Here is a 21,711-nt window from a genome sequence, read left to right on the forward strand (position 1 = left end):
AAGGCTGAACCCACTCACGCGGGCAGCACCGCCTTGTAGCCGGCCGGCACCTGGGCGTCCGGCCGGCGCAGGTAGAGCGGCCGGTTCGGCAGCAGCTCGCGCCCGGCGGCCAGCTCGGTGACGACGAAGTCGGCCAGCGCCCCGGCCGAGACGTGCTCGGGCCCGGTGGCACCGGGGAAGCTGTCCGGGTAGAGCAGCGCACCGGCACCCACCGCCTGCACCTCGGGGGAGAGCTCGGCCGGCCGGTGCACGTCCGGGCCCGCCGTGCGGCGGCCCTCGGCGTCGTACGAGGCCCAGTAGACCTCCTTGCGCCGCGCGTCGGTGGCCACCGTGAACGGCCCGGTCAGGCCCTCGGCGCGCGCCTGGTGCGCGATGGCGTCCAGCGTGCAGACGCCGTGCACCGGCAGCCCGAGCGCGTGGCCCAGTGCGGCGGCGGTGACCAGGCCGACCCGCAGGCCGGTGTACGGGCCGGGGCCGACGCCGACGGCGATGTCGGTCAGGTCGCGCTTGTCCACGCCGGCGCGGCGGAGCACCTCGTCGACGGTGGGCAGCAGGAGCTCCCCGTGCCGTCTGGCGTCCACCTCGTAGAGCTCGGCGAGGACGGCCGTACCGTCGTGGACGGCGGCCGTGACGGCGGGGGTAGCGGTGTCGAACGCGAGCAGCAGCACGGGGACAAGGTTAGTGCTTCGGCGGCCATCGGCTTTTCGTCCGAGTTCCGAACACGCCTCCGGCGCGGTCCGTGGTGCGACGGTGGACCTGGCACGATGGGCGACGAAGACCGGATCGAGCGGCGGGAGCCCACGTGAGCACGCGTCCCGGAGTGGTGGTCGGCGGCCTGACCGCCTTGGCCCTGGCAGTGGTGACCCTGCTGGCCGTCCAGGCCAACGGCACCGAACGCACGGCCACCGCCAAGCCTGCGGCCACCCCGAGCTCCGCCGCGCCCTCCCCCACCGCCTCGCCCACCGCCACCCTGGCGGCCCTCCCGCCCGCCTCCGGCTCGGGCCGACGGGTCGTGTACTCCACCGCCGCCCACCAGGTCTGGCTGGTCGACCCGAAGAAGACCCCTCAGATCCAGGCCACCTTCAGGGTCACCCCCGGCACCGTCGACCCCACCCCCGGCACCTTCACCGTCTACAGCCGCTCCGCCACCGGCACCGGCACCGACGACCGCCCGATCGAGCACGTGGTCCGCTTCGCCCAGCAGGCCGGCACCGTCTTCGGCTTCAGCGCCGCAACGAGCGACACCGCCCCGACGACTCCGCCGGACCCCACCAAGAAGACCGGCGGCATCCGCCCCACCCGCGCCGACGGCCAACTCCTCTGGGACTTCGCCACGAACGGCACCAAGGTCACCGTTGTCGGATAGGTGAGGCCAGGGGCGCGGGGAACGGCGCGGCCAACCACGCACCCGCCGCACTCTTACGTCAGTGCGCCACTTGCACTATCCGTTGACAGTGCAACTGTCTGCCCGCGCGACCCGCGACTCGGCTTCTTCCGCCTTCGCGCAGTTCCCCGCGCCCCTGGTAGTGGGTGGTGTCGACACAGCGATAGCTGCCGCACAGGCGTCCAACACAGCCCGCACTCCCGGCCCACTGCTCGTCATGGCGCCTCCCTAGTTAGGCATACCTAACTTCCGAGACCATCCCACCACGCCGCAGCAGGCCCCCGCAACACCCCAGTCAGCCTCAAGCCTCACTCAATCCGGTGAGATCCACCCCGTCCCAGCGGGCCCCCAGCCCGGAGACGGTCACCTGACGCGGGTCCAGATCGTCCTCGCCCTCACCCGCCGCGCCGCCCAGCGCCCGCTCGATCCGGATCTCCAGCCGGTCCTCGCTCAGCTGCTCGACCTTGCCCTCGCCCCACTCCACGACCACCACCGACTCCGGCAGCGAGACGTCGAGGTCGAGGTCCTCCATCTCGTCCAGACCGCCGCCCAGCCGGTAGGCGTCCACGTGCACCAGCGCCGGCCCCCCGCTCAGCGGCGGATGCACCCGCGCGATCACGAAGGTCGGCGAGGTCACCGCACCCCGCACGTCGAGCCCCACGCCCAGCCCCCGGGTGAGCGTGGTCTTGCCCGCGCCCAGCTCGCCGGAGAGCAGCACCAGGTCACCGGGCCGCAGCAAACCGGCCAGTGCCCGGCCGAACCGGTTCATCCGTTCGGGCGTCTCTACGGTGACGGTCATCTGCGTACCCATGGGGAACAGCGTACGGGGCCGCCAGGAGCCCGCGGCCCGTCTGACCGGCCGTCGGGGACCGGTATTCTGCGACGGATTCGTACGACAGATCGACAATGCGACAACTGACGGGGCACTGCGTGGATCGGACCTGGACACCCGGCAACCGGAAGCGGTTCACCCGACGCGCGGTGATCGGCACCTGGGTCGCCGCCGTCGCCGCGACCGGGGTGGCCGCCGTCCGTTCCCTGCTGCCGGAGGACTCGGCCGAGCACCCGGTGGCCGCCACGCCCAGCCCGAGCGCCAGCACCGCGCCGCCGCCGGTGCCCGCCGAGGACTGGACCGGCTCGTACCTCCAGATCATCGCCCACCCGGACGACGACCTGTACTTCATGAACCCGCCGATCCAGCGCTCGATCGCCAAGGGCGCGCCGGTGGTCACCGTGGTGCTGACGGCCGCCGAGGCCGACGGCCGCAACGTGGAGAACGACTCGCCCAACACCACCGTGGAGAGCGACCGACCCGGCTACACCGAGGCCCGGCACAACGGCCTGCGGGCCGCGTACGCGCTGATGGCCACCGGCGACGCGCACGCCGCCTGGCGGCGCGAGGTGGTCAAGCTCGCCGACGGCGCGCTGGTCGAGCTCAACACGCTGGCCCAGCAGCCGGCCGTCCAGCTCTACTTCTTCAACCTGGCGCAGAACCTGCGCGGCATCGACCAGACCCAGGACGGCACCTTCGTCCGCCTGCGGGTGCTCTGGTCCGGCGAGGTCACCGCCGAATCCACCCTCCCGGGCACCGGTTCGCCGATCGGCCAGACCCAGGAGTTCACCCGGGACCGGCTGATCGGCTGCCTGGTCGAGCTGCTCAAGAAGCACCGCCCGACCACCGTCCGCACCATGGACCCGGACCCGGAGCACGACCCGAGCCAGCCGCCGATCACCGCCGGCGACCACATCGACCACACCGCCGCCGCGCAGTTCGCCATCGCCGCCCTGCAGACCTACGCCGACGGCGGCGCCACCGCGCCGGTCGTCGAGTACTACCGGGGCTACACCAGCAAGTTCTGGCCGCCGAACATCGGCGCCAAGACGGTCGAGGAGAAGCGCGAGTACCTGCTGCCGTACGCGGGCCTGAACATCGGCTCCTGCCCGGCGCACAACTGCGGCGACTACCAGCTCGGCTCCGACCCGGCCAAGACCACCCACATCGTGGCCACCGCCTACCGGCACACCCCGACCACCGACTGGCTGGTCAACGCCGGGGACGGCCGCCTGCACGCCTTCGCCGTGCTCGGCGGCAGGGTCGCCCACTGGTCGGAGCAGACCCCCGGCGGCCCCGGCTGGCGCCCGGTGGAGACCCTCAAGACCACCGGCTGGATGCTCCCGCACCTCGACGTGCTGGTCGACCCGAAGGGCCTGATCCACCTGCTGGGCCTGCGCCGCACCGCCGGCGAGCGCGGCACCGTCGGCCTGGAGGTCGTGCACACCGCCCAGCAGAAGGTGGACGGCCCGTTCGCCGCCTGGGAGTCCCTGGGCGGCCCGGACGCCGGCAACGCCGACCACCGCGTCCGCCGCGAGCTCGGCGGCCCGGTCGGCACCCTCGACGCCGCCGGCACCCTGCACGTCTTCGCCCGCACCTACGACCACGGCCTGGGCCACGCCACTCAGGGCTCCGACGGCAGCTGGGGCAACTGGGAGACGATCGCCAAGGGCCCCTTCCAGGACGCCCCCACCGCGCTCACCACCAAGGCCGGCGTGCTGCACGTCTTCCTCCCCGACGCGAACGGCCTGCAGCGGCTCCAACAGGACGCTCCCGGCGGCCGCTTCCGCCAGGTGAAGGTGAGCGGCGCCCCCGCCCCGGCCGGGGCCGTCACCCCGATCGAGACCGCCGACGGCCGGGTCGCCGTCTACTACCGCGAGGGCGGCACCGGCAACGTCATCGGCGTCTCGCTGCCCGCCCGCACCGGCGACTCCCAGCCCCGCGCGATCCACTTCGGCGGCCACGAGGGCACCGGCGAACTCGCCGTGCTGCCCGCGAAGACCGGCAGCGACGCGCCCCTCGTGCTCCACCGCAACGGCTACGGCACCCTCACCGCCGCCACCACCGGCGACTCCCCGGCCTGGGCGGACACCGCCGGCCCCACCGTCTTCGCCCCCGCCCTGGCCCGCGACCACGCCGGCCGCACTGTGGCCGCCGTGATCGGCACCGACGGCCACCTGCACATCGCCCGCCAGACGGCCGATTCGACGGACGCCAAGCTGACGGGTTGGCTCACCTTGCAGTAATGGGCATCCCGGGGGCGCGGGGTGCTGCGCGACCAGCCCACTACCTCCGTGGACGGTTGCGCGCGCCGTTCCCCGCGCCCCTGCTGTGGTTGCTCAGAGTGCATCGGGCAGCGGCGCCGCCCCGCCGTACTCCACCGCCCGCCGCAGCAGCGCCACCAGGTGCTCGTCCACCACCTCCGGCCGCTCCAGCATCACCAGGTGTCCCGCGTCCGGGACGAGCACCAGCTCCGCCCCGGGCAGGGCCCGGGCGATGGCCTCGCTGTGCTCGGGCGGGGTGAGCAGGTCCTTGGTGCCGGCCAGCACCAGGGTCGGCACGCCGGTGAGCGCGGCCAGGGCGGCCGTCTTCTCGTGGGCGCCGAAGGCCGGGTAGAACTCGGCCACCACGTCGATCGGGGTCGCGTCGAGCAGCTCCTCGGCGAAGTGCGCCACCCCCGGGTCCACGTCCTTCGACCCGAAGGAGAAGCGGCGGTAGAACAGCCCCAGCACGTCCGAGCCCAGCCGCTTGCCCACCTCGACCAGCTCCACCTGGCGGCCGAGCATCCGCACCACCCCCGGCGCCACCCGCCGCAGCAGCTTGGCCCCGGCGGCGGGCAGCCCGAGCGTCACGGTGTTCCAGTCGCCGGCCAGGGTGCCGATCAGCGCCACCCCGGCCACCCGCCCGCCGGAGGCGATCGGGCGGAACAGCTCGGGGTGCTGGTCGGCCAGCGCCATCACCGTCATCCCGCCCATCGAGTGCCCGACCAGCACCAGCGGCCCCTCGGGGGCCACCGCGTCGATGACGGCCTTGAGGTCACCGCCCAGCTGGTCGATGCTCGCGGGCTCCCCGGCCAGGTAGGAGCGGGAGCGCTCGGAGCGGCCGTGGCTGCGCTGATCCCAGAAGACCAGCCGCATGCCCTCCCGCAGGGCGGCCCGCTGGAAGTGCCAGCTGTCCTGGCTCAGGCAGTAGCCGTGGCAGAACACCACGGTCAGCGGCGGGGCACAGCTCTCCTCGCCGCTCCCGAAGCCGAGCCGGTTGCCCGCCCTGGCCAGCGCCCCCGAGCCGGCCAGCAGGCCGGGCAGCCCGGCCCGGTCCACCGGTGCCTCGCCGCGCCGCCGGCCGAACCAGCCCCGCCGGCCGCCGCCCTCCTCGGCCGGCTCCGCGCCCGGACCGGGCCAGCCGGTGCCGTCCAGCTCGACCAGCAGCTCGGTGCCGTCCGGCGCCGCGACCTTCCGCGGCCGGCCGCGCAGCGAGCCGTACGAGGCCGCCGCGTCCAGCTCCTCCTGGGCCCGCCGCCGGGTGGTCCGCCCCACCGTCAGCCGCTCGATCGCCACGCCCGCCGCCGCCCCGGCGGCGACCACGCCGACCGAGATCCCGATCAGCCCGGCCCGGCTCACCCCCGCGGCGCCCGTCACCCCGGCCACGCCGGGGTTCTCGCTCACGCCCGGTCCCGCGCGGGACGGTGCCGTACCGGGAGCCGGGCGGCGCTCACAGCTCGCTGCCGCCGAAGTACCGCCGGGGCACCCGGGCCCCGATCCGGGTCACGATCTCGTACGAGAGCGTCCCGCAGGCCACCCCCCAGTCCTCGGCCGTCGGCTCGCCCTGCTCGCCGTTGCCGAAGAGCAGCACCTCCTCGCCGACCCCGGGGGTGTCGCCGTCCAGGTCCACCACGAACTGGTCCATCGCGACCCGCCCGGCCACCAGCCGCCGGCGCCCGGCCACCAGCACCGGGCCGGTCCCGCTCGCGTGCCGGGGGATGCCGTCCGCGTAGCCGATCGGCACCAGGCCGAGAGTGGTCTCGCGCGGGGTCGTGTAGTGGTGGCCGTAGCTCACCCCGTGCCCGCCGGGCACGTGCTTCACCAGCGCCAGGCGCGCCGTGAGCGACATCACCGGGCGCAGCCCGTACTCGGCCGGGGCACCCAGCTGCGGCACCGGCGAGAGCCCGTACATGGCCAGGCCGGTGCGGACCAGGTCGTAGTGCGACTGCGGCAGCGTCAGGGTGGCCGGCGAGTTCGCCAGGTGCCGCACCTCGGGCCGCACGCCCGCCCGCTCGGCCAGCGCCACCGCCTCGGCGAAGCCGTCCAGCTGGGCCTGGATCGAGGGGTGGCCCGGCTCGTCGGCCGCCGCGAAGTGCGACCAGAGGCCGACCACCTCGATCAGGCCCTCGGCCTGCGCCCGCAGCGCCTCGGCCACCAGGGCCGGCCACTCGCGCGGCTGGCAGCCGTTGCGCCCCAGCCCGGTGTCCGCCTTCAGGTGCACCCGCCCGGGCACGCCGGTCTCCCGGACGGCCGCCAGCAGCTCGTCCAGGGCCCACTGCGCGCTCACCGAGATGTCGATCCCGGCCCGCAGTGCCCGGGCCCACGGCCCGCCCGGCGTCCACAGCCAGCACAGCACCCGGGCCCGCTCCGGCCCGATGCCCGCCGCCCGCAGCGCCAGCGCCTCCTCCGGCGTGGCCGCCCCGAGCCACCGCACCCCGGCGGCCACCGCCTCCTGGGCGCACCGCACCGCGCCGTGGCCGTAGGCATCCGCCTTCACCACGGCCATCACCGCAGCGCCGTCGGTACGGGCGCGCAGCGCCGCCAGGTTGTCCCGCAGGGCGCCCAGATCAATGGCCGCCTCCGCACGGACCCCCTCAGTGAGCGTGGCCGTCCCGGTCGTGTTCGCAGTCGTCATCGCGCACCAGTCTCCCACGTACCGGGGCGTGCACCGATGGGGCGCGGCCCGGACCATTCCAACGCAGAGCAACCACCTCAGGGGCGCGGGGAACGGCGCGCGCAACCGCCCACCTCCGTAGAGCCCTTCCCGCGCAGTTCCCCGCGCCCCCGGTGGTCAACCACATCCGACCAGCTGGCCGACAAGGCCCCCGCCACCTCCCCCGCCGTGATCGGCACGCCCCGCTCCGCCGCCAGCCGCCCGGCCAGCCCGTGCAGGTACGCCCCCGCCGAGGCCGCGTCGAACGGCGCGAGCCCCGCCGCGAGCAGCGACCCGACCAGCCCCGCGAGCACGTCGCCGCTGCCCGCCGTGGCCAGCCAGGAGGTGGCCGTCGTGTTGACCCGCACCCGCCCCCCGGGCTCCGCCACCACCGTCGTCGACCCCTTGAGCAGCACCACCGCCCCGTACGCCGCCGCCAGCCGCCGCGCGGTGGCGACCCGCTCCCCCGCCACCCGCTCGGCGCTCACCGGCTCCCCGGTGCTCCCGGCCAGCAGCCGGGCCGCCTCCCCGGCATGCGGGGTGAGCACGGCCGCCCCCCTCCGCCCGCCCCGCGCCAACTCCGTCAGCGCGTCCGCATCGACCAGCACCGGCACTCCACTCGCCAACGCCTCGTCCAGCACCGCCCCGGCCCCCTCCCCCGAACCGGGCCCGACCACCCACGACTGCACCCGCCCGGCCCCGGCGGGGCCGCCGGCCTGCACCAGCACCTCCGGATGCCGCCGCACCACCTCCTCGGCGGCCGAGCCGACGTACCGCACGGCCCCGGCCCCACCCCGCTGCGCCCCGGCCACGGCCAGCACGGCCGCCCCGGGGTACCGGGCCGAACCGGCCGCGATCCCGACCACGCCGCGCCGGTACTTGTCGCTCTCCGCCCCGGGCCGCGGCAGCAGCGCCGCCACGTCCGTGCGCCCGAGCACCTCCACCGGCGCCGGGCCGAGCTCGAGACCGATCTCCACCAGGTGCACCACCCCGGCGTACGAGGCCCCTGGGTCCACGAACAGCCCCGGCTTGTACGCCCCGAAACAGACCGTCACATCGGCCCGCAGCACGGCCCCCGCCACCTCGCCGGTGTCGGCGTCCACCCCGCTCGGCAGGTCCACCGCCACCACCCGGCCCCGCCGCTCCATCGAGGCGAACCCAGCCGCCTCGGGCCGCAGCCCGCCCCGCCCCCCGATCCCGACGATCCCGTCCAGCACCAGGTCGGCCCGCCCGAACTCCCCCTGATCGGCCGTCACCCGCCCCCCGGCCGCCAACAACTCGGCCAGCCCGCCCGCATGCGCCCGCCCGGGCGCGAGCAACAGCGCCCGTACCGACGCCCCGCGCCGGGCCAGCCGAGCCCCCGCGTACAGCGCGTCTCCGCCGTTGTCCCCGCTCCCCGCGAGCACCAGCACCCGGCTGCCGTACACCTTCGGCAGCAGCTTCACGCAGACGGCCGCCAGCCCGGCGGCGGCCCGCTGCATCAGCGTGCCCTCGGGCAGCCGCGCCATCAGTGCGGCCTCGGCCGCCCGGATCTCCTCGACGGTGTAAGCCAGCCTCACGACACGCTCCTCAGCCCTCGGCGATCACCACCGCCGACGCTACGCCTGCATCATGGCTCAGCGACACGTGCCACGACTTCACCCCGAGCACGGCCGCCCGCTCGGCCACCGTCCCGGTCACCTTCAGCACCGGCTGCCCGCTCGCCTCCTGGCACACCTCGGCATCCGTCCACCGCAGCCCCGGCGGCGCCCCGAGCGCCTTCGCCAACGCCTCCTTCGCCGCGAACCGCGCGGCCAGCGAGGCGATCCCCCTGCGCTGCCCCGAAGGCAACGTCATCTCCGCCTCGTTGAACAGCCGCTCCGCCATCCCGGGCGTCCGCTCCAGCGAAGCCCCGAACCGCTCGATCTCCGCGACGTCGATCCCGACCCCGATGATCACCCTGACCTCCATCCGTCGCCCCGGACCTTACGGCACACTTTCGAGTGAGAACCGCTTCGATCCCCTCCGAGTGACGGCTCAGCCACCTACGGTGCCCCCATGCCGCCCAGCGAGCCCCTCACCACCAGCGCCGAGTACCTCCTCGAAGCCTTCCTCGGGCTGTCCACCCCGCCGGGCTTCAGGGCCCAACTCATCGAGGAGGAAATCGTCATCACCCCTCCCCCGGACGGGTCGCACGAGAGCGCGTTCGCGCTCCTCAGCCGGGAATTCATGAAGAAGCCCGCCGCCGACTTCGATCTCTCGGCTTCCAAGGGCCTGATCGTCCCCACCGGCCGCTTCATCCCGGACGGCACCATCAGTCCGGTCGGCCACTTCGCGGACGCAGCGCCATGGGCCGAGTCTGCCGGAGTCCACCTGGTCTTCGAGGTGACGTCCGCCAACCCCACCAGGGACCGCGAGCAGAAACGCCGTGGCTACGCAGCTGCCGAGATCCCGCTCTACCTTCTGGTCGACCGCAGCGAAGCCAAGGTCACCTTGTACTGGGCGCCTGAGGGTGACGACTACCAGGCTCATACCCGGGTGACCTTCGGCAAGCCGCTCGACCTGCCGGCCCCGTTCTCGTTCACCCTCGACACCGGCCCCCTGGCGTAACGAACACGCCAGGGGGCCGGATCGGAGCGGAGCAGCGACTACTCCACCGTCACCGACTTGGCGAGGTTGCGGGGCTGGTCGACCTCGTGGCCCTTGGCGGTGGCCAGCTCGCAGGCGAAGACCTGGAGCGGGACGGTCGAGACCAGGGGCTGGAGCAGGGTGGGGGTGACCGGGATGCGGATCAGGTGGTCCGCGTAGGGGACGACGGTCTCGTCGCCCTCCTCGGCGATCACGATGGTGCGGGCGCCGCGAGCGCGGATCTCCTGGATGTTAGAGACGATCTTGTCGTGCAGGATCGACCGGCCGCGCGGGGACGGGACGACCACGACGACCGGCAGGCCCTCCTCGATCAGGGCGATCGGGCCGTGCTTGAGCTCGCCGGCGGCGAAGCCCTCGGCGTGCATGTACGCGAGCTCCTTGAGCTTGAGCGCACCCTCCAGCGCGACCGGGAAGCCCACGTGGCGGCCGAGGAAGAGCACCGACTTGGCGTCGGCCAGCGACTGCGCCAGCTCCCGCACCGGCTCCATGGTCTCGAGCACCTGCTCGATCGCCTTCGGCGCGTCCCCGAGCTCACGGATGATCTCGAAGATCTCGTCGCCCCACTTGGTGCCACGGACCTGGCCCAGGTACAGCGCGACCAGGTAGCAGGCCACCAGCTGGGTCAGGAACGCCTTGGTCGAGGCGACCGCGACCTCCGGGCCGGCGTGGGTGTAGAGCACGGCGTCCGACTCGCGCGGGATGGTCGAGCCGTTGGTGTTGCAGATCGCCAGCACCTTGGCGCCCTGCTCGCGCGCGTGCCGCAGCGCCATCAGGGTGTCCATCGTCTCGCCGGACTGCGAGATCGCGATGACCAGGGTGCGCGCGTTCATGATCGGGTCGCGGTAGCGGAACTCCGAGGCGACCTCGACCTCGCACGGGATGCGGTTCCAGTGCTCGATCGCGTACTTGGCGATCATGCCCGCGTGGTACGCGGTGCCGCAGGCGATGATGACGACCTTGTCGATCTCGCGAAGCACGGAGTCGTCGATCCGCAGCTCGTCCAGGGTCAGCCGGCCGTCGGTGCCGATCCGGCCGAGCAGGGTGTCGGCCACGGCCTTCGGCTGCTCGGCGATCTCCTTGAGCATGAAGTAGTCGTAGCCGCCCTTCTCGGCGGCCGAGGCGTCCCAGTCCACGTGGTACTCGCGCACCTCGGCGGGGCTGCCGTCGAAGTTGGTGACGGTCACGCCCTCGCGGCGCAGCTCGACGACCTGGTCCTGACCCAGCTCGACGGCCTCGCGGGTGTACGCGATGAAGGCGGCCACGTCGGAGGCGAGGAAGTTCTCGCCCTCGCCGCGCCCGACCACCAGCGGCGAGTTGCGGCGGGCGCCGACCACCACGTCGGGGGCGTCGGCGTGCACCGCGACCAGGGTGAACGCACCGTCCAGCTGGCGGCAGACCACCCGCATCGCCTCGGCCAGGTCACCGTCGTACGCCTCGCCCAGCAGGTGGGCGACGACCTCGGTGTCGGTCTCCGAGCGGAGGGTGTGACCGCGCTCGGCGATCTCGGCGCGCAGCTGGGCGAAGTTCTCGATGATGCCGTTGTGCACCACGGCCACCCGACGGTCGTCGTCCAGGTGGGGGTGGGCGTTGGCGTCGGTCGGGCCGCCGTGGGTGGCCCACCGGGTGTGGCCGATGCCGGTGGTGCCCGCTGGGAGAGGGGTCTCGGCCAGCGACTTCTGCAGGTTGGCGAGCTTGCCCGCCTTCTTGTCGGTCGCGAGGCTCCACTGCCCGTCGGCGCCTCGGGTCTGCACCGCCACGCCGGCCGAGTCGTACCCTCGGTACTCGAGCCGTGACAGACCGGTGATCACTACGTCAAGGGCTGAGGATGAGCCCACATATCCAACGATTCCGCACATCTGAGCAGCATAAGCGGACCTGGACTTCACCCTCACCACGCCGGTGGCCACGCCTAGTGACCGACACCACAGCACCCTGCACCCACCGGACGGCCCACAATGGACCACGTGCTGACCGAACTCTGTACGCGGGGCGTCCAGACGCCCACCCCCTCCCCGTACGTGGATCTGAGCCGAGCCGAGTGGAGCGCCCTGCGCGAGCGCACCCCGCTCCCGCTCTCCGCCGAGGAGGTCGAAAAGCTCCGCGGACTGGGTACCGCCCTCGACCTGGACGAGGTACGGGACGTCTACCTGCCGCTCTCGCGCCTGCTGAACCTGTACATCCACGCCACCCACGAGCTGCGCGGCGCCGTCGGGACCTTCCTGGACACCCAGGACACCGAGCAGACCCGCACCCCGTTCGTGATCGGGGTGGCCGGCTCCGTCGCGGTGGGCAAGTCCACCACCGCCCGCCTGCTGCAGGCCCTGCTGGCCCGCTGGCCCGAGCACCCCCGGGTCGAGCTGGTCACCACCGACGGCTTCCTGCTCCCCAACGCCGAGCTGCGCCGCCGCGGCCTGATGGCCCGCAAGGGCTTCCCCGAGTCCTACGACCGCCGGGCCCTGCTGCGCTTCGTCGCGGACGTGAAGGCCGGCAAGGAGAGCGTCTCCGCGCCGGTCTACTCGCACCTGGTCTACGACATCGTCCCGGACGAGCGCCTGGTCGTTCAGCGCCCGGACATCCTGATCGTCGAGGGTCTGAACGTCCTTCAGCCCGCCCTCCCGGGCACCGACGGCCGCACCCGCCTCGCGGTGTCGGACTACTTCGACTTCTCCATCTACGTGGACGCCCGGACCGACGACATCGAGCGCTGGTACCTGGACCGCTTCCGCAAGCTGCGCGACACCGCCTTCCTCGACCCGAGCTCCTACTTCCGCCGCTTCACCGAAGTCCCGGAGGAGGAGGCCCTGGAGTACGGCCGTCAGGTCTGGCGCACCATCAACAAGCCCAACCTGCTGGAGAACGTGCTCCCCAACCGGGGCCGGGCCAACCTGATCCTGCAGAAGGGCGCCGACCACAAGGTCCGCCGGGCCCTGCTCCGGAAGCTGTGAGAAAAGGCCCGTCAGTCCCAGGACTGACGGGCCTTCCTGACGGGTGCTTACGACCCCAGGTACGTCCGGACGGCCTCGGCGAGGCGCTCGGCCACGGCCTTCGCCTGCACCTGGTCGGCGGCCTCGACCATGACCCGCACCAGCGGCTCGGTGCCCGAGGGGCGCAGCAGCACGCGGCCGGTGGAGCCCAGCTCCTCCTCGGCCTCCTTGACGGCGGCGGCCAGCTCGGCGGAGGTCTCCACCCGGCTCTTGTCCACGCCCTTGACGTTGATCAGCAGCTGCGGCAGGCGGGTCATCACCGAGGCGAGGTCGGCCAGGGTCTGCTTGGTGGCGGCCAGGCGCGCACCGAGCATCAGGCCGGTCAGGGTGCCGTCGCCGGTGGTCGCGTGGTCGAGCAGGATCACGTGGCCGGACTGCTCGCCGCCCAGCGCGAAGCCGTGCTGCTTCATCTCCTCCAGCACGTAGCGGTCGCCGACCGCGGTCTGCACCAGCTCGATGCCCTCGCGCTCCATCGCCAGCTTGAAGCCCAGGTTGGACATCACGGTGGCCACGGCGGTGTTGCGCCGCAGGGTGCCGGCCTCCTTCATCGCGACGGCCAGGATGGCGAGGATCTGGTCCCCGTCCACCTCGGTGCCCTCGGCGTCGGCGGCCAGGCAGCGGTCGGCGTCGCCGTCCAGGGCGATGCCGAGGTCGGCCTTGTGCTCCAGCATCGCGGTGCGCAGCTTGTCCAGGTGGGTGGAGCCGACGCCGTCGTTGATGTTGAGGCCGGTCGGCTCGGCACCGAGGGTGTAGACCACCTCGGCGCCGGCCCGGGCGAAGGCCTCGGGGGCGACCCGGGCGGCCGCGCCGTGGGCGCCGTCGATGACCACCTTGATGCCGTCCAGGCGGTTCGGCAGCACGGCGACCAGGTGGGCGACGTACTTGTCGAAGCCCTCGGTGTACTGGCGGACGCGGCCCACGTCGCCGCCGGTCGGGCGCTTCCAGTCCTCGTCGCCGACGCCGTAGCGGTCGTAGTGCGCCTCGATGGCGTCCTCGATCGCGTCGTCCAGCTTGTGGCCGCCGCGGGCCAGGAACTTGATGCCGTTGTCCGGCATGGCGTTGTGGCTCGCGGAGAGCATCACGCCGAAGTCGGCGCCGAGCGCGCCGGTGAGGTACGCCACGGCCGGGGTCGGCAGCACGCCGACCCGCAGCACGTCCACGCCCGCGCTGGCCAGGCCGGCGATCACCGCGGCCTCCAGGAACTCCCCGGACGCGCGCGGATCGCGGCCGACCACCGCGACCGGGCGGTGGCCGTCGAAGGCCCCCGCATCGCCGAGCACGTGCGCGGCGGCCACCGAGAGGCCGAGCGCCAGCTCTGCGGTCAGGCCCTCGTTGGCCACACCGCGCACACCATCCGTACCGAAGAGTCGTCCCACTGCCTGGCCTTCCGTCATGCCCACTACCCGGATCATCTCTGCCTCCCCGGCCTCCGCACAGGCGCGCGGGGAGAGAAAGCACGACGCCCCGGAGCACACGGGGTGCTCCGGGGCGTACACCTGCACCCAAGGGTGCGGGCCATCGGCGATGGCACGCCCCCCGGCGGAGGTGATTAGCGCTTGCTGTACTGCGGGGCCTTGCGGGCCTTCTTGAGACCGGCCTTCTTGCGCTCGACGGCACGCGCGTCACGCATGAGGAAGCCGGCCTTCTTGAGCGCGGCGCGGTTGTTGTCCACGTCCGCCTCGTTCAGCGCACGGGCGACGCCGAGGCGCAGCGCGTAGGCCTGACCGGAGACGCCGCCACCCGAGATGCGGGCGACAACGTCGTAACGGCCGTCGAGCTCGAGGAGCTTGAAGGGCTCGTTGACGGTCTGCTGGTGCACCTTGTTGGGGAAGTAGTTCTCCAGGGTGCGACCGTTGATCTTCCACTTGCCGGTGCCCGGGACGATGCGCACGCGGGCGATCGCCTCCTTGCGACGGCCGAGGCCGGCGCCGGGGACGGCCTCGCCGAAGCGGCCGGCCAGGGACTCGGAGGTGTAGGTCTCCTCCGAGGTGTACTCGCCCTCGACGGAACCGTCGAAGTCGTCCTCGATCTCGAGGGGGGTCTCAATGGCAGTCTCGGCCACGGTGTTCCTCAGCTTTTCAGTGATGGGGGGGCTTGTGGCCGGAATTACTGCGCGACCTGGGTGATCTCGAACGGCACCGGCTGCTGGGCAGCGTGCGGGTGCACGTCGCCCGAGTAGACCTTGAGCTTCGAGAGCATCTGACGACCCAGGGAGTTCTTGGGAACCATGCCCTTGATGGCCTTCTCGACGGCCTTCTCCGGGTTGTTCGCGAGGAGGTCGTCGTAGCGGACCGAGCGGAGACCGCCCGGGAAGCCGCTGTGGCGGTAGGCCAGCTTCTGGGACTTCTTGTTCCCGGAGAGGTGCACCTTGTCGGCGTTGATGATGATGACGAAGTCACCAGTGTCAACGTGCGGCGCGTAGATCGCCTTGTGCTTGCCCCGGAGGAGGTTGGCGGCCTGGGAGGCCAGGCGGCCGAGCACGACGTCGGTCGCGTCGATGACGTGCCACTGACGCTGGACGTCGCCGGGCTTGGGGCTGTACGTACGCACGGTCGTAGCCTCTGCTTTTCAGTGAGTGTGTCCTGACAGGAGCACCTGGGCGGGAGATCAGCCTGGTCCCACTTGGACGCAATTCAAGGGGGAGCCGCTGGTCATCGGCCTTGGTGTCTCCGGCGTACCGACCTCTCACGTGAGATGGAGCGAGCCAATACGCACAACAAGCGCCCAGCCTACCGGGCGGACTCGTACGGGTCAAAAACGGTCAGCGGTCACGCTTGACGCGCTGCTCGTCCCAGACCGGCTCGGGCGCCTCGTACACGTTCCCATCTGCACCGAACACCAGGAAGCGGTCGAAGGTCTTGGCGAACCAGCGGTCGTGCGTGACGCAGAGCACGGTGCCCTCGAACGCCTCCAGACCCTCCTGCAGCGCCTCGGCGCTCTCCAGGTCGAGGTTGTCGGTGGGCTCGTCGAGCAGCAGGGCCGTCACCCCGTCGAGCTCCAGCTTGAGGATCATCAGGCGGGCCTGCTGGCCGCCGGAGAGCGACTCGAACTTCTGCTCCTCCTGCCGGTCCAGCTCGTACCGGCGCAGCGCGCCCATCGCGGCGCCGCGGCTGAGCGCGTGCTCCTCCTCGATGATCGAGCGCACGGTGCGGCCGAACAGCTCGGGGTGGGCGTGGGTCTGCCGGAAGTGGCCGGGCACCACCCGGGCGCCCAGGCGGAAGCCGCCGGAGTGCTTGACCGAGTCGTCGCCGGCCAGCAGCCGCAGGAAGTGCGACTTGCCGGAGCCGTTGGAGCCGAGCACCGCGACCCGCTGGCCATAGAAGACCTCCAGGTCGAAGGGCTTCATCAGGCCGGTGAGCTCCAGCTGCTCGATGGTGAGCGCGCGCACGCCGGTGCGGCCGCCCTTGAGCCGCATGGTGATGCTCTGCTCGCGGGGCGGCTCCTCCGGGCGGCCGGCCTCCTCGAACTTCTTGAGCCTGGTCTGCGCCGCGGCGTAGCGGGTGGCCAGCGCGTGCGAGACGGAGGCGGCCTGGCGGAGGGTGACCACCAGCTTCTTCAGCTTGGCGTGCTCCTCGTCCCAGCGGCGGCCGAGCTCCTCGAAGCGGGCGAAGCGCTCCTTGCGGGCCTCGTGGAAGGAGTCGAAGCCGCCGCCGTGCACCCAGACGCTGCTGCCGCCGCCACCGAAGCCCGACTCGATGCTGATGATCTTGTCGGCGCAAGCGGAGAGCAGCTCGCGGTCGTGCGAGATGAACAGGACGGTCTTGGAGGTGGCCTTGACGGCCTCCTCCAGCCAGCGCTTGCCCGGCACGTCCAGGTAGTTGTCCGGCTCGTCGAGCAGCAGCACCTCCTCGGGGCCGCGCAGCAGCGCCTCCAGCACCAGCCGCTTCTGCTCACCGCCGGAGAGGGTGTTCAGGCCGCGGAACTGCGCGCGGTCGAAGGGGGTGCCCAGGGCCGCCATGGTGCAGACGTCCCAGGTGGTCTCGTACTCGTAGCCGCCCACGTCGGCCCAGTCGGAGAGCGCCTGGGCGTACGCCATCTGCGTCTTCTCGTCCTCCTGCGCCATCATCGCCAGCTCGGCGGCGTCCACCGCGCGGGCGGCGGTGGCGATCTGCGCGGGGGCGACCGAGACCAGCAGGTCGCGCACCGAGGCGTCGGCCGGCAGCGCGCCCGGGGTCGCCTTGGCGTCCTCCCGGCCGGTGGTGCCGACGAACTGGCGCATCACGCCGAGCCCGCCGCTCACCGTGACGGTGCCGCCGTGCGGCTGGGTGTCGCCCGCGATCATCCGCAGCAGCGTGGTCTTGCCGGCGCCGTTGGCCCCGACCAGCGCGACGGCGGCGCCCTCGCCGACCCGGAAGGACGCGTCGTCGAACAGCACCCGCCCGTCCGGCAGGTAGTACTCCAGGTGCGAAATCTCGACGTGTCCCATAGGTCGGATTTTGCTACGCCACCGGCTCAGGACCCAAATGCATTTCCATACCGATTCGGGCACTCGCCCGGGGCCCCGTCAGGGCCATGCCCTAATATTCGCGCTTATGAGCGATGGTTGGGCAGACACTCCCGAGGCAGGTCAGCAGCAGGGGCAGCCGGTCGATCCGGCAACTCCGCCGCAGGGGGCGGCAGCTGACCCGGCGTTCCCCCACCACGACCAGCAGGCGGCGCAGCAGCAGGTGCAGCAGCAGGTGCCCCCGCAGCAGCAGGTGCAGCAGCCGTACCCCGGCCAGCAGCAGCTCGGCGGTTTCCCGCCGCTGGCCCAGCAGCAGCAACCGCAGCAGCCCCAGCAGCAGTTCCCGGGCTACGGTTACGGCCAGCAGCAGCCCCAGGACGCCTACAACCTCCAGGCCCCGCAGAGCGGTTACGGCTACCCGCACCCGCAGAGCGGCTACGGGTACCCGCCGGCCGGGCCCGCCGTGGCCGAGCCCAACTGGCAGTCGATGGCCGACCAGGCGGAGGCCACCGCCCGCAAGCGCAAGCTGCGGATCGGCATCGGGGTCGGCGTGGTGGTCGCCGCGCTGATCGCCGGCGGCGTGACCTTCGCGCTCACCTCCGGCAAGCCCGACAAGAAGCCGGTCGCCCTGCCCTCGGCCTCCCCCTCGCCCTCCCCCACCATCAACGGCCCGAAGACGGCCGTGGAGGTGCTGAGCGACGTCAAGTACGACGGCTCCTCCACCGACGAGTCCAAGCTGTTCCCGCTCGACCACATCACCATCAACGGCCACAACTACATCCGCACCGCCACCGAGAGCACCAAGGCCGGCGGCTGCGACCAGCCCGTCACCCCGGACCTCGGCACGGTGCTGGTGGCCAACGAGTGCATCCAGCTGCACCGCGCCACCTACCTCAACGGCAACGTGGGCGTGACGCTCGGCATAGCCGAGTTCACCAGCTCCGCCCTGGCCGACAAGGTCAAGGCCAACGCGACCGGCAGCCTGCTCTCGCTCTCCGGGGCCAAGACCACCCCGGCCTTCTGCCGCGGCGTCACCTGCCTGACCAGCCAGAACTCCTTCGGCCGGTTCGCCTACTTCACCATCGCGGGCCAGACCAACAACTCGGCGGCCGTGGCCGGCGACACCGTCTCGCTCCAGGCCGGCCGCGACCTGGCCGACTACGCGCACGCCCTGCTGCTCGCCCGCGGCGAGGCCGAGCTGGCCGTGCTGCAGAAGGAGGGCCTGGCCCCGCTGCCCTCCCCCTCCCCCTCGGCCTCGGTCAGCCCGAGCGCCTCGGCCACCAAGCACTGAGCCCGCCCCGGCCCCACCCCGCAGGCCGACTGACCTCGCGTCAGTCGGCCTGCGCCGTCTCCACCGCCGGCGTTCCCGGCAGGGTCCGCATCCGCCGGGCCAGCCGGTTCCGCTCCGCCAGCTGGTCGTCGGCCGGGTAGCCGACCTCTTCCAGCGTCAGCCCGTACGGCCGGATCACGTTGACGGCGCTGTTGCGCACCCCGCCCCGCAGCACCTCCCCGGGGAACTCCACCGGCCGGTGCCCGTCGCCCACCAGCAGCATCGCCCCGACCAGTGCCCGCACCATGTTGTGGCAGAACGCGTCGGCCCGCACGGTGGCCACCGCGAGCGAGCCCTCCTGGGTCGCGTAGCCGTCCACCGGCACCCGGTCCCAGTGCAGCTCGAGCAGGGTGCGGATGGTGGTCGCGCCCTCGCGCTTCTTGCAGTACGCGGCGAAGTCGTGCTCCCCCAGCAGCAGCTTCGCCGCCTGGTTCATCTTCTCGATGTCCAGCGGCCGGTCGTGCCAGAGCACGTGCCCGCGCAGCAGTGGGTCCACCCCGCCCGGGTGGTCGGCCACCCGGTACGCGTACCGCCGCCAGATCGCCGAGAACCGCGCGTCGAACCCGGCCGGTGCCTCCCCCACCCGGAAGATCCGCACGTCCGCCGGCAGCCGCCCGGCCAGGCGCCGCCGCAGCTTCTCCCCGTGCTCGGCCCAGAGCGCCACCGGCAGGTCCACGTGCGCCACCTGCCCCCGCGCGTGCACCCCGGCATCGGTGCGCCCGGCCACCGTCAGCGGGTGGAGCTCGCTCGAGCGCGTCACGATCTGCAGCGCGCTCTCGATCTCCTCCTGCACCGTCCGCCGCCCACCACGCTGCCGCGCCCACCCGGAGAACTCCGCCCCGTGGTACGCCAGATCCAACCGGATCCGCACGTACCCCGAGGCCGGGCCGTCCTTCACCGGCGGCTGCTCCGCGCAGTCGTTCACCACATCTACTCCCGTACAGAAATGGAACGGGCCCGCTCCCCGCCGAAGCGGAAGAGCGGGCCCGAAAGCAACGGCACCTGGAGGTGTCGTCAGGCGGTCTCGACCTCAGCGGTCTCGACAGCGGCGGCCTCGTCGGCCTCCTTGACGGCACGCTTGGTGGCGGCCTCGGCCTCGCCGACGGCGTTCTGCGCGACGGTCAGGGCCTCGACCAGCTCGATCACGGCCATCGGGGCGTTGTCGCCACGACGGGGACCGATCTTGGTGATGCGGGTGTAACCACCGGGGCGGTTCTCGTAGCGCGGCGCGATCTCGGTGAAGAGGGTGTGCAGCACGGAGACGTCGGTGATCGTCTTGCGGACGATGCGACGGTTGTGGATGTCGCCGACCTTGGCCTTGGTGATCAGCTTCTCCGCCAGCGGGCGCATCCGACGGGCCTTGGCCTCGGTCGTGGTGATGCGGCCGTACTGGAACAGCTCGCGGCAGAGGCCGGCGAGCAGCAGCGGCTCGTGGTGCGGGCCGCCACCGAGGCGGGCACCCTTCGCGGGACGGGGCATGGTAGCTCCTTGAATCTCCGTGTCCGGCCGGATCAGGTACCGGAACGGGCGGCCGGGCACTGTTGCCCGGACGGCTTAGGTTGGGCCCGAAGGCCCGGTGTGCATCGAACGGGGGGCGACCCGAGGGCCGCCCCCGTCCAAACTCAGTACTGCTCGGTCTCCGCGTAACCCGCGTCGTCCAGGTCGTCGGCGCCGAAGGCGTCGGCGGCGGCGGTCGGGTCGAACCCGGGCGGGCTGTCCTTGAGCGCCAGGCCCATGCCGGCCAGCTTCGCCTTGACCTCGTCGATCGACTTCGCACCGAAGTTGCGGATGTCGAGCAGGTCGGCCTCGGAGCGGGCGACGAGCTCACCCACGGTGTGGATGCCCTCGCGCTTGAGGCAGTTGTACGACCGAACGGTGAGCTCGAGCTCCTCGATCGGCAGCGCCAGGTCGGCGGCCAGGGCGGCGTCCGTCGGGGACGGGCCCATGTCGATGCCCTCGGCGTCGATGTTCAGCTCGCGGGCGAGACCGAACAGCTCCACCAGGGTCTTGCCGGCCGAGGCCATGGCGTCACGGGGGCGCATGGCGGGCTTGGTCTCGACGTCGACGATGAGCTTGTCGAAGTCGGTCCGCTGCTCGACACGGGTGGCCTCGACCTTGTAGGTGACCTTCAGCACGGGGCTGTAGATCGAGTCGACCGGGATGCGGCCGATCTCCTGGCCGGAAGCCTTGTTCTGCACCGCGGAGACGTAGCCGCGACCGCGCTCGACGGTCAGCTCCATCTCCAGCTTGCCCTTGCCGTTCAGCGTGGCGAGGACCAGCTCGGGGTTGTGCACCTCGACACCGGCCGGGGGCGCGATGTCGGCGGCGGTGACCACACCCGGGCCCTGCTTGCGCAGGTACATCACGACCGGCTCGTCGTGCTCCGAGGAGACGACCAGCTGCTTGATGTTGAGGATGAGGTCGGTCACGTCCTCCTTGACGCCCGGCACGGTGGTGAACTCGTGCAGGACACCGTCGATCCGGATGCTGGTGACAGCAGCGCCGGGGATCGAGGAGAGGAGGGTACGGCGGAGGGAGTTGCCGAGGGTGTAGCCGAAGCCCGGCTCCAGCGGCTCGATCACGAACCGCGAGCGGAACTCGTCGACGACCTCTTCGGTCAGCGAGGGACGCTGAGCGATCAGCATGTTTTCAGATCCTCACAGATAGGACTCGGCACCCACTATTTGATGCCGAACAGAACCAGCGTACGGGGTCCGGCCAGAAACCGGACCCCGTACGGAGGTTTAAAGCAACCAACCAGCCCGAAGGCGCCGGATCAAACGCGGCGACGCTTCGGCGGACGGCAGCCGTTGTGCGGGGTGGGGGTGACGTCCTGGATCGAACCCACCTCGAGGCCGGTGGCCTGGAGGGAGCGGATCGCGGTCTCGCGGCCGGAGCCCGGACCCTTGACGAAGACGTCGACCTTGCGCATGCCGTGCTCCTGCGCACGACGCGCGGCGGCCTCGGCGGCCATCTGCGCGGCGAACGGGGTGGACTTGCGCGAGCCCTTGAAGCCGACGTGGCCGGCGGAGGCCCAGGAGATCACGTTGCCCGAGGGGTCGGTGATCGAGACGATCGTGTTGTTGAACGTGCTCTTGATGTGAGCGTGCCCGTGGGCGACGTTCTTCTTTTCCTTGCGGCGGATCTTCTTCGCGCCGGCAGCCTGACGACCCTTGGGGGCATAAGTCTGTTCTC

At 72.2% G+C, this 21,711-nt stretch carries 20 protein-coding genes; 5 read left to right on the top strand and 15 right to left on the bottom strand.

Features of this window, described 5'->3' with window-relative positions:
* Positions 1-14: 14 nt before the first annotated feature.
* Entirely contained in the window at positions 15-668 is a 654-nt protein-coding gene (tsaB, locus tag CFP65_RS14795; protein ID WP_104816543.1) for a tRNA (adenosine(37)-N6)-threonylcarbamoyltransferase complex dimerization subunit type 1 TsaB, read from the bottom strand.
* A gap of 134 nt (positions 669-802) precedes the next feature.
* Between tsaB and CFP65_RS14800 the strand changes: the two genes are divergently transcribed.
* Positions 803-1,366 carry a hypothetical protein gene (locus CFP65_RS14800; RefSeq protein ID WP_104816544.1) on the top strand — a complete coding sequence of 188 codons (564 nt, stop codon included), beginning with the start codon at positions 803-805 and terminating at the stop codon, positions 1,364-1,366.
* Positions 1,367-1,685: 319 nt separating this feature from the next.
* Here CFP65_RS14800 and tsaE read toward each other — a convergent pair whose 3' ends face one another.
* The gene (gene tsaE, locus CFP65_RS14805; RefSeq protein WP_104816545.1) at positions 1,686-2,195 is read right to left on the bottom strand and encodes a tRNA (adenosine(37)-N6)-threonylcarbamoyltransferase complex ATPase subunit type 1 TsaE; all 510 of its coding nucleotides are present in this window, start codon (positions 2,193-2,195) and stop codon (positions 1,686-1,688) included.
* A gap of 95 nt (positions 2,196-2,290) precedes the next feature.
* Here tsaE and CFP65_RS14810 point away from each other — a divergent pair, with 95 nt between their 5' ends.
* A complete protein-coding gene (locus tag CFP65_RS14810; RefSeq protein WP_104816546.1) occupies positions 2,291-4,462 on the top strand; it encodes a PIG-L family deacetylase in 2,172 nt (723 codons plus the stop codon).
* A gap of 93 nt (positions 4,463-4,555) precedes the next feature.
* Here CFP65_RS14810 and CFP65_RS14815 read toward each other — a convergent pair whose 3' ends face one another.
* The 4 genes from CFP65_RS14815 to CFP65_RS14830 form a co-directional block, all read right to left on the bottom strand.
* Positions 4,556-5,881, bottom strand: a complete 1,326-nt coding sequence (locus tag CFP65_RS14815) for an alpha/beta fold hydrolase (protein WP_104816547.1) — start codon at positions 5,879-5,881, stop codon at positions 4,556-4,558.
* 46 nt (positions 5,882-5,927) lie between these two features.
* Positions 5,928-7,112: an alanine racemase gene (gene alr, locus CFP65_RS14820; protein ID WP_104816548.1), complete on the bottom strand. Its 1,185-nt coding sequence runs from the start codon at positions 7,110-7,112 to the stop codon at positions 5,928-5,930.
* 77 nt (positions 7,113-7,189) lie between these two features.
* On the bottom strand, positions 7,190-8,689 hold the full coding sequence (locus tag CFP65_RS14825; RefSeq protein ID WP_104816549.1) for an NAD(P)H-hydrate dehydratase: 1,500 nt from the start codon (positions 8,687-8,689) through the stop codon (positions 7,190-7,192).
* 10 nt (positions 8,690-8,699) lie between these two features.
* Complete coding sequence (locus CFP65_RS14830) at positions 8,700-9,080, bottom strand: holo-ACP synthase (RefSeq protein WP_104816550.1); 381 nt, start codon at positions 9,078-9,080, stop codon at positions 8,700-8,702.
* Between the two features lie 87 nt (positions 9,081-9,167).
* Here CFP65_RS14830 and CFP65_RS14835 point away from each other — a divergent pair, with 87 nt between their 5' ends.
* A complete protein-coding gene (locus CFP65_RS14835) occupies positions 9,168-9,719 on the top strand; it encodes a Uma2 family endonuclease (protein ID WP_104816551.1) in 552 nt (183 codons plus the stop codon).
* 38 nt (positions 9,720-9,757) lie between these two features.
* Here CFP65_RS14835 and glmS read toward each other — a convergent pair whose 3' ends face one another.
* Positions 9,758-11,614, bottom strand: coding sequence for a glutamine--fructose-6-phosphate transaminase (isomerizing) (gene glmS, locus CFP65_RS14840; protein WP_104816552.1), 1,857 nt, complete (start codon positions 11,612-11,614; stop codon positions 9,758-9,760).
* Positions 11,615-11,713: 99 nt separating this feature from the next.
* Between glmS and coaA the strand changes: the two genes are divergently transcribed.
* A complete protein-coding gene (coaA, locus tag CFP65_RS14845; protein ID WP_104816553.1) occupies positions 11,714-12,703 on the top strand; it encodes a type I pantothenate kinase in 990 nt (329 codons plus the stop codon).
* 47 nt (positions 12,704-12,750) lie between these two features.
* Here the strand turns inward: coaA and glmM are convergent, their stop codons facing one another.
* The 4 genes from glmM to CFP65_RS14865 all read right to left on the bottom strand — a co-directional run bounded on the left by glmM (position 12,751) and on the right by CFP65_RS14865 (position 17,168).
* The gene (gene glmM, locus CFP65_RS14850) at positions 12,751-14,118 is read right to left on the bottom strand and encodes a phosphoglucosamine mutase (RefSeq protein ID WP_104816554.1); all 1,368 of its coding nucleotides are present in this window, start codon (positions 14,116-14,118) and stop codon (positions 12,751-12,753) included.
* 173 nt (positions 14,119-14,291) lie between these two features.
* Positions 14,292-14,771, bottom strand: coding sequence for a 30S ribosomal protein S9 (gene rpsI / locus CFP65_RS14855; RefSeq protein ID WP_254552958.1), 480 nt, complete (start codon positions 14,769-14,771; stop codon positions 14,292-14,294).
* A 77-nt stretch (positions 14,772-14,848) separates the two neighbouring features.
* Entirely contained in the window at positions 14,849-15,292 is a 444-nt protein-coding gene (gene rplM, locus CFP65_RS14860) for a 50S ribosomal protein L13 (protein WP_104816556.1), read from the bottom strand.
* 211 nt (positions 15,293-15,503) lie between these two features.
* Positions 15,504-17,168, bottom strand: a complete 1,665-nt coding sequence (locus tag CFP65_RS14865; protein ID WP_104816557.1) for an ABC-F family ATP-binding cassette domain-containing protein — start codon at positions 17,166-17,168, stop codon at positions 15,504-15,506.
* A 106-nt stretch (positions 17,169-17,274) separates the two neighbouring features.
* On the opposite strand from CFP65_RS14865, the gene CFP65_RS14870 reads away from it, so the two are divergent.
* The gene (locus CFP65_RS14870) at positions 17,275-18,477 is read left to right on the top strand and encodes a hypothetical protein (RefSeq protein WP_158702176.1); all 1,203 of its coding nucleotides are present in this window, start codon (positions 17,275-17,277) and stop codon (positions 18,475-18,477) included.
* A 40-nt stretch (positions 18,478-18,517) separates the two neighbouring features.
* On the opposite strand, the gene truA is transcribed toward CFP65_RS14870, so the two are convergent.
* From truA to rpsK, 4 genes are all read right to left on the bottom strand, one after another.
* Complete coding sequence (truA, locus tag CFP65_RS14875; protein WP_254552400.1) at positions 18,518-19,444, bottom strand: tRNA pseudouridine(38-40) synthase TruA; 927 nt, start codon at positions 19,442-19,444, stop codon at positions 18,518-18,520.
* Positions 19,445-19,530: 86 nt separating this feature from the next.
* Positions 19,531-19,995 (bottom strand): 50S ribosomal protein L17, encoded by a 465-nt coding sequence (gene rplQ / locus CFP65_RS14880; RefSeq protein WP_104816559.1) that lies wholly within the window; start codon positions 19,993-19,995, stop codon positions 19,531-19,533.
* 143 nt (positions 19,996-20,138) lie between these two features.
* Positions 20,139-21,161 carry a DNA-directed RNA polymerase subunit alpha gene (locus CFP65_RS14885; protein ID WP_030055844.1) on the bottom strand — a complete coding sequence of 341 codons (1,023 nt, stop codon included), beginning with the start codon at positions 21,159-21,161 and terminating at the stop codon, positions 20,139-20,141.
* 131 nt (positions 21,162-21,292) lie between these two features.
* Entirely contained in the window at positions 21,293-21,661 is a 369-nt protein-coding gene (gene rpsK / locus CFP65_RS14890) for a 30S ribosomal protein S11 (protein ID WP_104816560.1), read from the bottom strand.
* Positions 21,662-21,711 lie beyond the last annotated feature (50 nt).

Source organism: Kitasatospora sp. MMS16-BH015 (assembly GCF_002943525.1).
Taxonomy (GTDB): Bacteria; Actinomycetota; Actinomycetes; order Streptomycetales; family Streptomycetaceae; genus Kitasatospora.

Coding starts and splice junctions, on each gene's coding strand:
- CFP65_RS14870 (WP_158702176.1), top strand. CDS start 17,275: ATGAGCGATGGTTGGGCAGACACTCCCGAGGCAGGTCAGCAGCAGGGG.
- CFP65_RS14885 (WP_030055844.1), bottom strand. CDS start 21,161: ATGCTGATCGCTCAGCGTCCCTCGCTGACCGAAGAGGTCGTCGACGAG.
- alr (WP_104816548.1), bottom strand. CDS start 7,112: ATGACGACTGCGAACACGACCGGGACGGCCACGCTCACTGAGGGGGTC.
- CFP65_RS14830 (WP_104816550.1), bottom strand. CDS start 9,080: ATGGAGGTCAGGGTGATCATCGGGGTCGGGATCGACGTCGCGGAGATC.
- coaA (WP_104816553.1), top strand. CDS start 11,714: ATGGACCACGTGCTGACCGAACTCTGTACGCGGGGCGTCCAGACGCCC.
- CFP65_RS14865 (WP_104816557.1), bottom strand. CDS start 17,168: ATGGGACACGTCGAGATTTCGCACCTGGAGTACTACCTGCCGGACGGG.
- glmS (WP_104816552.1), bottom strand. CDS start 11,614: ATGTGCGGAATCGTTGGATATGTGGGCTCATCCTCAGCCCTTGACGTA.
- CFP65_RS14835 (WP_104816551.1), top strand. CDS start 9,168: ATGCCGCCCAGCGAGCCCCTCACCACCAGCGCCGAGTACCTCCTCGAA.
- tsaE (WP_104816545.1), bottom strand. CDS start 2,195: ATGGGTACGCAGATGACCGTCACCGTAGAGACGCCCGAACGGATGAAC.
- CFP65_RS14810 (WP_104816546.1), top strand. CDS start 2,291: ATGCGACAACTGACGGGGCACTGCGTGGATCGGACCTGGACACCCGGC.
- rplQ (WP_104816559.1), bottom strand. CDS start 19,995: ATGCCCCGTCCCGCGAAGGGTGCCCGCCTCGGTGGCGGCCCGCACCAC.